Source organism: Paenibacillus sp. ALE3 (assembly GCF_054113405.1).
In genome coordinates, this window is the sequence record NZ_CM134214.1 from 2,120,040 (window position 1) to 2,132,189 (window position 12,150).

Genomic DNA, 12,150 nt, shown 5'->3' on the forward strand with positions numbered 1-12,150 from the left:
ACAATAAAATAGTCACACTAGGGGAGCCGCCCATGCGGCTGAGACGGAATAAATGGATTTCGGACCCTTTGTACCTGATCTGGGTTATGCCAGCGTAGGGAAGTGAGTTCCGTACAAACAAGGTAGCAGCTCTTTACTTTTGTTTGCGCGGGGAACGATATACGTCTACGGATATAATGTCCGTTTGATTTCGAACGTTCGTCAAACCACTTCCTTTGGAAGTGGTTTTTTGCATTTCAATCATCTTCATTTGTTCGAGCTTCCGTAGACGATTTTACATACGATCTCCTTTCATTATTGCTGGCACATGTGGCTGCTCCGTATGATATTACCTAATATGGGGCTGTAACTATATAGGTTCAGCTTATCCGATTATTTTATAACACTAGTTCAATTTTTTAGTCCAAGAGAGGTGAAAATGAGATCGAATTACACGTAATTACGATGGAAAGTGTCTCCTGCGTGAATGTACCCCAAGTGGCTGCTGCTATTTGTCCTTGTATTCATTATGTACACGCACGTTTGAAACAGAAGGGTGCCTCTGCTTTGCTTTCTTTGACTCGTAGCATGATCGAGCAGGGAGTTCCTTTGCAGCAAATTGTAGTAAATGACCGTGTGGACATAGCTATGCTTACCTTTGTAGGAGCTGTCCAGCTACCAGCTAATGGGTTATCTGTGGTGGATGCAAAAAGTCTAATTCCGAAGGGTACACGATGTGGAGTGTCTGTACATTCCTTGGAGGAGGCGCAGACTGCTGAGCAGGCGGGAGCAGACTATGTACTATTTGGCCATGTATATAAGACCCATTGTAAGAGCGGTCTTGTACCGCGGGGTATAGCACAGCTTGAACGCATTTGCAGATTGTCGGACATTCCGGTGATAGCGCTGGGAGGCATACAACCCCATCATGTTCCAGAGCTTTATCATGCTGGAGCAAGCGGAATTGCGGTGATGTCTGGTATATGGGAAGCAAAGTCACCCGTTGCAGCAGCGATGGAATATAGGCGAATGGTAGATCTTGTAGTTCACGACCTGTAGCAAGAAAACGAGACGAAGGGAAAGCAGAATGCTTACTGGAGAGGAGACACGGAACATATGTCAAAGACACATACAGAGAAAAAAGCGATAGGACACGCTGAATGCTTGGTCATAGGCGGAGGTGTGATCGGCAGTTCCATTGCTTATCATGTAGCTAAGGAGGGACGTAGTACGATCATGCTGGAACGATGGATCCCTGGTGAGGGAGCATCAGGAGCAGCGGTGGGAATGCTGGCAGCGGAAAGTGAAGAGTTTGCAGACCTTGAGCTGGCACGATTTGCCCGTACAAGTCGAGATGCATTCCCTGACCTTGTCTGTGATTTGGAACGTTTATCGGGTATTTCAGTGGACTTTCGTACAGGAGGATTTGTGACCCCATTTCGTTCGGAAGCAGAGGGCCAAAAACGCTGGAATGCTGCGAATATGCGAGAGGATGATCGTGCCATTTGGTGGGATGCCAAGGAGTTGGCCCGACGGATTCCGGGCTTGGCAGATCAAGTAATTGGGGCTATCTACCGATCAAAGGAGACACAAGTGTCTCCTGTCCAGCTTTGCCGTGCTTATGCAGGGGCAGCTGCGGTGCTGGGAGCAACAATATGGTCTGGAACTCAAGCTGAGGAACTGGTCATACAGGATGGTCGAGTTTGCGGTGTGCGAACGGATAGTGGATTTTTTTCCTGTGATCAGGTCGTGATTGCCGCAGGCTTGGACAGCTTGAAATTGCTAGAACAAATTGGGTTTGATTATCCACTATACCCGGTCAAGGGCGAAGCGGTAGCAGTCTCCTTGAAGGATCATCCTTTGGATTATACCATTTATGCTGACGATATTTACCTCGTGCCTAAACAGAATAACGAGCTTTGGATTGGTGCCACGAGTCTTCCGCATCAATATGACAAAGAGGTGACCGTAGGAGGCTTAAAGGGGTTGTTAGCACGTGCATCTGCCTGGTTACCGCGTGTACAGGAAGCTTCTTTTGTACGTGCATGGGCAGGCTTGCGTCCGCAGGCAGCTGCGGAGCGACCTTTCATTGGACCTGTTCCTGGAGTAGAGGGCGTCTATGCTGCAGTCGGGCATTATCGCAACGGTGTCCTGCTTAGTGATGCGACTGGGCGAGCGATGTCAGCTATGCTTAAAGGGGCAGGTGCAGCTGGACTTGGAATAAGTAAATTTTCTTCTGAACTTCTCAAGGAGGAAAGCTTATGAAGCTGACCATTAACGGACAGAGTATGACCATTTCCAATCGAATTACTCGTGTGGATCAATTGCTGCATGAACTTGATTTAAAGGTGAAAACCGTAGTAGTAGAGCTGAATCGGCATATATTGACCCGTGAAGATCATCATGAAACGGTACTTAAGGATGGAGATTGCCTAGAAATCGTACATTTTGTAGGAGGCGGTTGATCATGTTAACCATTGGAAAAGCATCTTTTACCTCAAGGCTGTTGCTAGGAACGGGGAAATTTTCGGATCTGGATATCCAATCCCAAGCCGTAGAGGCTGCTGAGACGGAAATATTAACGTTCGCTGTGCGCAGACTGAATTTGGAGGAACGGGATAAGCAGCATTTTCTCGATACACTGGATTTGAGCCGGTATACACTTCTTCCCAACACAGCGGGGGCAACAACAGCAGAGGAGGCAATCCGTATTGCCAAGTTGGCAAAAGCCTCCGGCTTGTGCGATATGATTAAGGTAGAAGTTATTGGGGATAGCAAGACGCTGTTGCCTGATCCTTTTGAAACATTGAAAGCTAGTGAAAAGTTGCTAGAGGAAGGCTTTGTCGTGCTACCCTACATATCGGATGATGTGATACTAGCGAAGAGGTTGCAAGAGCTTGGAGTACATGCCGTAATGCCTGGAGCGTCGCCGATTGGTACAGGACATGGTTTGCTCAATCCGTTTTCGTTAGAGTTGATTATCGAGCAAGCGGAAGTTCCGGTCATTGTCGATGCTGGTATTCGCTCACCTGGTGACGCAGCAATGGCAATGCAGTTGGGAGCAGATGGTGTTCTGCTGAATACAGCTGTCTCAGGAGCGAAGGATCCTTTGAAAATGGCTGAGGCCATGAAGCTGGCTGTACGTGCAGGCAGATATGGATTTGAGGCGGGGATGATTCCTGTAAAACGTTATGCTTCAGCAAGCAGTCCGATAGAAGGCATGGTTCAGGGATGAGAATTACTAAAAAATCTGCTGCTGAACCACCACAAAGTGACCGTTATTCCAGACAGGAAAGGTTTGCACCCTTTGGGCCTGCAGGCCAACGCCGGCTTGCTTCCTCTCACGTACTAATCATAGGTGTTGGAGCGCTGGGCACAGGTATTGCAGAAACGTTAGTTCGTGGAGGCGTAGGTACGGTAAGCCTGGTAGACCGGGATTATGTGGAATGGAGCAATTTGCAGCGCCAGCAGCTTTTTCAGGAAAGTGATGCTGTGCAAAGGTGTCCCAAAGCAGTAGCTGCCCAGCGAAGATTAAAGGATATTAATTCGGAAACAATTGTACATGCACATGTCTTGGATGTTGGGATAGAAGAGCTGGAAGAGTTGATCCAGGGGGTAGATCTCATGATGGATGCAACCGATAATTTCGATACCCGGCTTCTTATGAACGACATGGCACTCAAGCATCGCATTCCTTGGATTTATGGAGGATGTGTGGGTAGCTACGGTGTAACTTACACTATTTTACCGGGTCAGACACCTTGTCTACACTGTCTGATGGGAACTGTACCGCTTGGAGGGGAGACCTGTGATACGGCCGGGATTATTCCGCAGGCAGTACAAATGGTCACCGCTAACCAGACTACGGAAGCTTTCAAGCTTCTTGGTGGATATCCCGAGAACTTGAGAGGAAAGTTGCTTTCGTTTGATTTGTGGAAAAATGAGTATGTAGCAATAGCAGTGGATCGTCTTAAAAAAGCGAATTGTCCTTCTTGCGGTAGCCAACCGACGTATCCCTATTTATCAGCCTCTTATCGGCAGAAAACAGATGTTTTGTGCGGTAGGGATACCGTTCAAATAAGACCTGCCAACCGAACACATCTGAATCTCGCAGAGATAGCAAATAGATTTACAGCATTGGGTGAGGGGAACGTAGAGTGGAATTCGTATCTGGTTTCCTTTAGTGTGGGCGAGCATCGCTTAGTTGTTTTTGCAGATGGCAGAGCGCTGATCCATGGGACAAAGGACGTGGCAAAAGCAAGAAGTCTATATCATCGCTATTTGGGCTGAAAACCATAAACCATAAAGCATAAAGCAGAAAACCATTCTTTGAGAATGATTTTCTGCTTTTTTGTTACACTAACACAAATATGTTTTAATGGCTTATAACAAACTTGTTCGTATCCAATATGTAATGCGATGTCCAAACCAGGTGGGTGAAAAGATGAGCCCGTTAATTGTACTTGTGGATGAAAATGAAGCGCCCGCTGTATTCGTTCATCCATTGGAGCAGGCAGGTTATCAGGTGGTTCATGTTCGTAATACGTCGGATGTAAGCCCTTATATAGCTCAAAATTCTGTGAGTTTGCTACTCCTGAACATTAAAGATGAACAGGCGGGCACTCAAGGCTTGATTCGCAATTTGCAGCAGAACCATCCTCATGTGCCGATACTTGCAATGATTTCTTCGGATGAGGAGGGATATATGGTTTCCTGCTTTGAAGAAGGGGCACATGATGTAATGGTAGTGCCTTTTTATCCTAGAGTTCTTCTGGCTAGAGTGGCTAATTTATTACGAATTTTTGGTATTGAACGTGATGTGAAAAGGGCAATCGAAGTGGGGGATTTACATATAGACACTGCAAGCAGAATGGTGAGCAGAGGGGAACGCGAACTGGAATTAACTCCGAAAGAATTTGATCTTTTGCTACATCTGGCGATACATCTTAACCAAGTTTGCAGCAGGCAGCAAATTTTAAGGGATGTTTGGAAACATGATTATATCGCTGATACGAATGTAGTAGATGTGTACATCAGGCATTTAAGGGTTAAAGTAGATAGAGGGCAAAAGTTTAAAATGATTCGAACGGAACGAGGCATTGGCTATTCACTCAGAACGCCAACTGAAGCAAAATAGCATAAAGTTTAAATAAAAAAAAGCCGAGACTTTTCGTCCCGGCTTACCAATCTTAAATGAGTTTTACATTACAGCACGCGACGTGCTTTAATGTACGTTCTTTTCCAGTTTCCGGAGTTCAAATCAGAGATGGTCACCCCAGGTCCACCGTAAGTGTGTAGGATTTTACCCCCGCCCATATATACTGCTACGTGAGTAATATTGCGTCCTGTGGCACGGCTACCGCTTGAAAAGAACACTAAGTCACCTTTTTTCAAATTGGCCTTGGATACGGCATGTCCGACTTTAGACTGCTGAACAGAAGTACGCGGCAAATCGACTCCGTATTTCTTGAATATGTGCTTCATGAAAGAAGAACAGTCAAAATTGCGTGTGGTGCTTGTGGAAGCTCCAAATTTATAAGGAGTACCCATATATTTTTTGCCGTAGTTAATTACTTTTTGACCTACAGTAGTAGTAGCAGTAGCAGCTTGTGCTGTATTTGTTCCCTCAATGGCAAAAGTACCAAAGCCAATAGTGGCAGCGACCCCTGCGATAATTACCTTTTTTATGATTTTATGCATATTCATGTTGTAAGTACCTCCAAAAATTGATTTGTGCAATATTTTGCTGAGTTGCTAACTAACTGACAGCGTTGAGTATAACAGGTTTGAAGCCGCCTAATAGTTGGAAAACTACTCTCAAATGCTTGAGTGACAAGGCTTAAGTCGTAATTATTAAAAAACGATTAAAAACTACAATTTGTAAAAAATAAATTAATTCTAGTACCTGTAAAAAACCGAAAAACCCTTGTTATTCAAGGGTTTTGAGTGTGTGAACAACTTTTTAAATAGTTACAACAATGTCATAATTAATCCTTGCTTTGAATAACGAGTAGTAGACCGCTTTTGATAGAAATAGTACCTTTTGTAGCCGTTAGCTTATTGCTGACACCCCGTGATTGTCCCATTTTGAGGGTGGCATTATGAAGGGGATACATAAATCCTTCCAGTTGTATACCTGTTACTTCGGCAGTCATAGGAATCAGGGATGTATATGTATAGCCCATGGGCTGGATCTCGAGCGTTGATCCAGTAAGCTCGATATAATTATGTGCGTCCATGATAGCGCAACTAATATGATGCTGCATGGCCCGTACTAATATTTGAACATTGGCTAATGTGTGGTCCATCCGAGTACCAGTCACACCGAGCATGAGTACATGATCTGCTTGTTCGTCGATAGCGATTTCTAAAGCGAGCTCTGTATCTGTTAGGTCCTTAAGTACTGGATCACACGCAAGCATACGTTGGCTTGCTGATTTTACCCTTTCTTGTTCTTCTGAAGTAATCGAATCAAAATCTCCTACAGAGACATGAGGCGAAATACCGTGTTCTATCAGGAAAAGGGCCCCTTTATCTGCACCTATAATAAAATCATCGGGTTGTATTTGTTGTAAATCTTCTTCATTAAGACGACCGCCTGAAAATACAATGGCTCGTTTTTTCGTCATATCCAACATCCTTTCTTTCTGCATACAGTCCCATATATACGATCATTTTAAGTATACCGCGTTAAATATGGCTTGCACAATTTTGGAGGACTTGGCTACAATGGAACAGAAAAAAGAAGTGTGACGTGAAGAGGAAGGGGAACGAAATGATTAACGTCTTGTTTGTGTGTTTGGGCAATATTTGCCGCTCTCCCATGGGGGAGGCAATACTGAGACATAAAGCAAAGGAACGGGGATTAGACGCAGAAATCCGGGTGGACTCGGCTGGAACGGGCGACTGGCACATTGGAAATCCTCCGCATGAGGGAACGCTAAAGCAGCTTAAACTGCACGGAATCAGCGAACAAGGCATACAGGCACGGCAAATAACGGATCGTGATTTTGACGCGTTTGATTATATCGTGTGCATGGACGACTCTAATGAACGAAATATGCGTAAGCTTACAGGTGGAGCAGATGCTGATATTCTAAAATTCATGGATTTGCTTCCTCAAGAAAAGTTAAGAGAAGTACCCGACCCATATTTTACCGGGAATTTTGAAGAGACCTATCGATTATTGGACGCAGGATGCGAGGCCTTGCTGGACAAGATCATAGAAGAAAAGCTATAATGTGAACGACAGATGACGGCAATCATTGCCGTTTTTCGTTATATATTTTTGAAAGCGCAACCAAGCTATAAAAAAGAGGAAGGAGCCTTATGACCTCCTAGGTCAATGCTCATTCCTCATCATTGTATGGGATGTTTTTACTCAGGCACGATCCAGAAAATACATTAGCGCGTCAGGCAACTCGTTTTGCCAAAAGCCCCATAAATGTTTGCCATCCTTTTCACGGTAAGAAACTTCGGCGTTCCGCTCGCGCAGTAAATCTGCGCATTGACGGTTCAGCTCTACAAAGTTGTAAATGCCGGTATCACTCTCAAAAGCATCTTCCTGAAGGCCAACTGTCATCCATACATTTAGGTGCGACAGTTCTTTCTCACGGGCAATAATTTCTTGCGAAGCTTCATAGTAGGCACCTGAGAGGCTGATAATGCGATTAAACAGCTCAGGATACAATAGCGCCAAATGAAGAGACACACTGCCTCCCAGTGAATCCCCAGCAAGAATGCGGGAAGCTGCATCTTTTCTTATAGGATACTTTTGTTCTACATAGGGAATAATCTCTTCTGCAAAACAGGCAGTGTATGCTTCAAAACGATTGCCGAAGGGAGCGTACTCCTGAGTTCTGATTTTAGTGTTCACTTCCACGCCTACAATAATGAAGGGTTCCACGCCTTCATCCAGTATGAGACGGTTGGCGTGTGTTGCAATGCGTCCAAAGTTGAAGAATTCCTCTCCATCCTGACAGTAGACGACCGGGTAGCTCAATATTTCATTATAGCCGGGCGGCAAATAAATCCGAAGAATTCGGGTTTCGCCAAGTAAGCGGCTGTCTACTTCGTCTTTAAGGATGGTTCGTTTTAAATACCGAGAATCCGTCATTTTTCGTCACCTTTCTTGGGTATTATTTTGCATTCGGGATCACAATAAGTTAAGATTACCCTGATTGCAATAGATGTTTAAAATTTCAATCATGTACTAAGCTGTTATAGTGAAAAACACACCCTGTTACATACACAAAAATGTGGTAAACTCAAAAAAAATAACTAAATCTTTGACGCGAGCGATATAACAGGTGTATAATAATCCTATAACAGCGGAACTTGATATTCAAATTTTTTTGTTGAGGTGAAGAAAATGAGCAAGGTTCCTTATGAAGTTTACACAGAGGAAGTTGAGGCTCTGTCCGTGCTTTCTCCGGATGGTGAAATTATCAATAAAGATAAATTGCCTAAACTTACAGATGATCAATTGAAAGAAATTATGTATCGTATGGTATTTACACGTACTTGGGATGACCGTGCTGTTAACTTGGGCCGTCAAGGACGTCTCGGCTTCTACGCTCCGGTATCCGGACAAGAAGCAACAATGGTTGGTAGTGAATTTGCGCTCCAAAAAGAAGACTTTATTGCACCAGGCTACCGAGATATTCCGCAACTCGTTTGGCATGGCCTGCCATTATATCAAGCTTTCTTGTATTCCCGTGGTCATCAACACGGTGGTCAAATTCCGGACGGCGTTAACGTATTGATGCCGCAAATCATCATTGGCGCGCAAATTCTGCACGCTATGGGAATTGCAATGGGCTACAAACTGAAAAAACAAAAACAAGTCGTCATTACATATACAGGTGACGGTGGTTCTTCAGAAGGTGACTTCTACGAAGGTCTGAACTATGCTGGTGTGTACAAATTGCCAGTTATTTTCTTTGTGCAAAACAATGGTTACGCGATCACAACTCCATTCTCGAAACAAACCGCTGCCCTTTCGATCGCTCATAAAGCAGTAGCTGCTGGTATTAAAGGCGTGAAAATTGACGGTATGGACGTGCTTGCAGTTATTAAAGCTGTTCAAGAAGCTGCAGAGCGTGGACGTAATGGCGAAGGTGCAACATTGATTGAAGCCGTTACTTACCGTTTCCGTCCGCATTCCCTTTCTGATGATGCGACGAAATATCGTTCTAAAGAAGAAGAAGGCGAATGGAATGCAAAAGATCCAATTGCCCGCTTTGCGAAATACCTTGAGAAAAAAGGTCTTTGGACTGAAGAAGATACAGCTCGCGTAAAAGAAGAAGCTAAGGCAAAAGTGAACGAAGAGATCAAAAAGGCTGAGAAAACAGAAAAAATGACAATTCCTGGCCTGATCGATAGCATGTTCGAAACTACGCCTAAGCACTTGGAAGAACAAAAAGCTGATTTTAAATAATTGAACTTGAAAGAGACCGGGCGGCAACCCGATCCGGTCTGCTTTTCGATTGACCTGAACTGAAACTGATCTGTCAATGTTTAAGGAGGAAATGAAGCAAATGGCACAAATGAACATGAAAGAAGCGATTCGTGACGCACTGCGCGTAGAGTTGAAACGCGACCCTAACGTCCTGCTTTTCGGTGAAGACGTAGGTCATGTAGGTGGCGTATTCCGCGCTACAGAAGGTCTGCAAAAAGAATTTGGCGAAGAACGTGTATTCGATACTCCGCTGGCGGAATCCGCAATCGGGGGTCTTGCTGTCGGTCTGGGTATCCAAGGTTTCCGCCCTGTAGCTGAAATCCAGTTCGTAGGCTTTATCTTTGAAGCACTCGATCAAATGGCAATTCAAGCATCCCGTATGCGTTACCGTTCCGGCGGACGTTACAATTCTCCAATCGTATTCCGTACACCTTTTGGTGGCGGTGTTAAGGCAGCCGAGCTGCATACAGATTCCTTGGAAGGTCTTTTGACTCAAACACCAGGTATTAAGGTTGTTGTTCCTTCCAACCCTTACGATGCAAAAGGTCTTATGATCGCGTCTATTCGCGATAACGATCCAGTATTTTTCATGGAGCATTTGAACCTGTACCATGCATTCCGTGCTGAAGTTCCTGAGAATGATTACACAGTTGAACTGGGCAAGGCAAATGTAGTTCGTGAAGGTTCCGATGTGACGATCATTACTTACGGTATGATGGTACACACTTCGGTTAAGGCTGCTGATGAGCTGGAAAAAACAAAGGGTATTAAAGTGGAAATCATTGATTTGCGTACAATCAGCCCGATTGACATTGATACCATTGTTGCCTCTGTTCAAAAAACCAATCGTGCTATCGTTGTTCAAGAAGCGCAAAAGAGTGCCGGTGTTGCTGCTGAAGTTATTGCACAAATTAACGAAAAAGCAATCCTGCATCTGGAAGCACCAGTTCTGCGTGTAGCAGGTCCGGATACCGTTTATCCATTTGCTCAAATTGAAGATACTTGGTTGCCGACGCCAACACGTATCATTGATGCGGTTAATAAAGTATTGGAATTTTAATTAAAGCACACCGTAAATTTGGGAGGTTTTAAACGTGGCAAAATTTGAATATAAATTCCCGGAGCTGGGTGAAGGTCTTCACGAAGGCGAAATCATCAAGATGCACATCAAGCCCGGCGACAAAGTAACTGATGATGATATCATCATGGAAGTACAAAACGACAAGGCTGTAGTTGAAGTTCCATGTCCGGTTAATGGTACGGTTCAAGAAGTATTTGCCAAAGACGGAGACGTCTTCAACGTAGGTCAAGTTGTGGCTGTCATCGACGCAGAAGGTGAACTTCCTGAACAAGAAGATGCACCAGAAGCGCCAGCTGCTAGCCCTGAGCCAAGTGCTGCTGCACAAGGCGGAGCTGCAGGAGCAGCTAGATTTGAATATAAATTCCCAGAGCTGGGTGAAGGTCTTCACGAAGGCGAAATCATCAAGATGCACATCAAGCCCGGCGACAAAGTAACTGATGATGATATCATCATGGAAGTACAAAACGACAAGGCTGTAGTTGAAGTTCCATGTCCGGTTAATGGTACGGTTCAAGAAGTATTTGCCAAAGACGGAGACATCTTTAACGTAGGTCAAGTTGTGGCTGTCATCGCTGCTGAAGGTGAACTTCCTGAGCAAGAAGAAGCACCAGCTGCTGTTAAACAAGAAGAGGATGCTGCCAAAGGTGGAGCGAACACGCAACCAGGTGCAACACCTGCTGCTTCGAACAAAGACGTACTGGCTACACCTAGCGTTCGCAAATTTGCACGTGAGCAAGGTGTTAACATCGCTCAAGTGAGTGGCTCCGGCAAAAACGGTAAAATCACTAAAGAAGATGTAGAAGCTTTCAAAAATGGTGGAGGCCAAGCGGCTGCACCAGTAGCAAAAGAAGCTGCAAAAGCGCAAGAGCCAGCTAAAAAAGAAGCGAAAGCAGCAGCACCATCCGCACCAGCTGCAGATCCGCGTGCTGAGGAAGAACGCGTACCATTTAAAGGTATCCGTAAAGCAATTTCCAATGCTATGGTTAAGTCGGCTTACACGGCTCCACACGTTACAATTATGGACGAAGTGGATGTAACTGAGCTGGTTGCTTTCCGTACTCGTATCAAACCAATTGCAGAGAAGAAAGGCACAAAAGTAACTTACCTGCCATTCATCGTAAAAGCTTTGGTTGCCGCTTCCCGTCAATTCCCGGCTCTGAATGCCTCGATCGACGAAGAAGCTAACGAAATTGTCTACAAAAAATACTACAACATCGGTATCGCTACAGATACAGACAACGGCTTGATCGTTCCTGTTATCAAAGATGCTGATCGTAAGAGTATCTGGATGATTGCTGATTCCATTCGTGACCTGGCTGTACGCGGTCGTGATGGTAAATTGGCTGCCAATGAAATGAGAGGAAGCACGATTTCCATCACGAACATTGGTTCCGCAGGCGGTATGTTCTTTACTCCAATCATCAACTTCCCTGAGGTTGCAATTTTGGGTACTGGCCGCATCAGCGAAAAAGCAGTCGTGAAAAACGGTGAAATTGTTGCCGCTCCAGTAATGGCTCTTTCCCTGAGCTTTGACCACCGTATTATTGACGGTGCAACTGCTCAAAACTTCATGAACTATATTAAACAGCTGCTCGCTAACCCTGAGCTGCTTGTAATGGAGGTGTAATCA

General features: G+C 44.8%; 13 protein-coding genes and 1 riboswitch. Of the genes, 10 read left to right on the top strand and 3 right to left on the bottom strand.

Annotation, left to right across the window (positions count from 1 at the left end):
- Positions 1–9: 9 nt before the first annotated feature.
- Positions 10–118: riboswitch (TPP riboswitch) on the top strand.
- 326 nt (positions 119–444) lie between these two features.
- The 6 genes from ACXHJ2_RS09570 (at position 445) to ACXHJ2_RS09595 (ending at position 5,116) form a co-directional block, all read left to right on the top strand.
- A complete protein-coding gene (locus ACXHJ2_RS09570; protein ID WP_165080727.1) occupies positions 445–1,038 on the top strand; it encodes a thiamine phosphate synthase in 594 nt (197 codons plus the stop codon).
- A gap of 57 nt (positions 1,039–1,095) precedes the next feature.
- On the top strand, positions 1,096–2,244 hold the full coding sequence (gene thiO, locus ACXHJ2_RS09575) for a glycine oxidase ThiO (protein WP_165080726.1): 1,149 nt from the start codon (positions 1,096–1,098) through the stop codon (positions 2,242–2,244).
- On the top strand, positions 2,241–2,444 hold the full coding sequence (thiS, locus tag ACXHJ2_RS09580; RefSeq protein WP_013371465.1) for a sulfur carrier protein ThiS: 204 nt from the start codon (positions 2,241–2,243) through the stop codon (positions 2,442–2,444). Before thiO ends, thiS begins: the two co-directional genes overlap by 4 nt.
- A gap of 2 nt (positions 2,445–2,446) precedes the next feature.
- Complete coding sequence (locus tag ACXHJ2_RS09585) at positions 2,447–3,214, top strand: thiazole synthase (protein WP_165080725.1); 768 nt, start codon at positions 2,447–2,449, stop codon at positions 3,212–3,214.
- Positions 3,211–4,269: a ThiF family adenylyltransferase gene (locus tag ACXHJ2_RS09590; protein WP_165080724.1), complete on the top strand. Its 1,059-nt coding sequence runs from the start codon at positions 3,211–3,213 to the stop codon at positions 4,267–4,269. Before ACXHJ2_RS09585 ends, ACXHJ2_RS09590 begins: the two co-directional genes overlap by 4 nt.
- Before the next feature lie 154 nt (positions 4,270–4,423).
- Complete coding sequence (locus ACXHJ2_RS09595) at positions 4,424–5,116, top strand: response regulator transcription factor (RefSeq protein WP_165080722.1); 693 nt, start codon at positions 4,424–4,426, stop codon at positions 5,114–5,116.
- Positions 5,117–5,184: 68 nt separating this feature from the next.
- Here the strand turns inward: ACXHJ2_RS09595 and ACXHJ2_RS09600 are convergent, their stop codons facing one another.
- Positions 5,185–5,685: a C40 family peptidase gene (locus tag ACXHJ2_RS09600; RefSeq protein WP_013371461.1), complete on the bottom strand. Its 501-nt coding sequence runs from the start codon at positions 5,683–5,685 to the stop codon at positions 5,185–5,187.
- Between the two features lie 281 nt (positions 5,686–5,966).
- Positions 5,967–6,608 carry a thiamine diphosphokinase gene (locus ACXHJ2_RS09605; protein ID WP_165080720.1) on the bottom strand — a complete coding sequence of 214 codons (642 nt, stop codon included), beginning with the start codon at positions 6,606–6,608 and terminating at the stop codon, positions 5,967–5,969.
- 146 nt (positions 6,609–6,754) lie between these two features.
- Between ACXHJ2_RS09605 and ACXHJ2_RS09610 the strand changes: the two genes are divergently transcribed.
- Positions 6,755–7,219, top strand: coding sequence for a low molecular weight protein-tyrosine-phosphatase (locus tag ACXHJ2_RS09610; RefSeq protein ID WP_165080718.1), 465 nt, complete (start codon positions 6,755–6,757; stop codon positions 7,217–7,219).
- Between the two features lie 141 nt (positions 7,220–7,360).
- On the opposite strand, the gene ACXHJ2_RS09615 is transcribed toward ACXHJ2_RS09610, so the two are convergent.
- Positions 7,361–8,095 (bottom strand): alpha/beta hydrolase, encoded by a 735-nt coding sequence (locus tag ACXHJ2_RS09615; RefSeq protein WP_016821912.1) that lies wholly within the window; start codon positions 8,093–8,095, stop codon positions 7,361–7,363.
- A gap of 255 nt (positions 8,096–8,350) precedes the next feature.
- On the opposite strand from ACXHJ2_RS09615, the gene pdhA reads away from it, so the two are divergent.
- The 3 genes from pdhA (at position 8,351) to ACXHJ2_RS09630 (ending at position 12,147) form a co-directional block, all read left to right on the top strand.
- Positions 8,351–9,418 carry a pyruvate dehydrogenase (acetyl-transferring) E1 component subunit alpha gene (pdhA, locus tag ACXHJ2_RS09620; protein WP_013371457.1) on the top strand — a complete coding sequence of 356 codons (1,068 nt, stop codon included), beginning with the start codon at positions 8,351–8,353 and terminating at the stop codon, positions 9,416–9,418.
- A 100-nt stretch (positions 9,419–9,518) separates the two neighbouring features.
- Positions 9,519–10,499 carry an alpha-ketoacid dehydrogenase subunit beta gene (locus ACXHJ2_RS09625; protein WP_165080716.1) on the top strand — a complete coding sequence of 327 codons (981 nt, stop codon included), beginning with the start codon at positions 9,519–9,521 and terminating at the stop codon, positions 10,497–10,499.
- A gap of 34 nt (positions 10,500–10,533) precedes the next feature.
- Positions 10,534–12,147, top strand: coding sequence for a 2-oxo acid dehydrogenase subunit E2 (locus tag ACXHJ2_RS09630; RefSeq protein ID WP_165080714.1), 1,614 nt, complete (start codon positions 10,534–10,536; stop codon positions 12,145–12,147).
- The last annotated feature ends 3 nt before the right edge of the window (positions 12,148–12,150 follow it).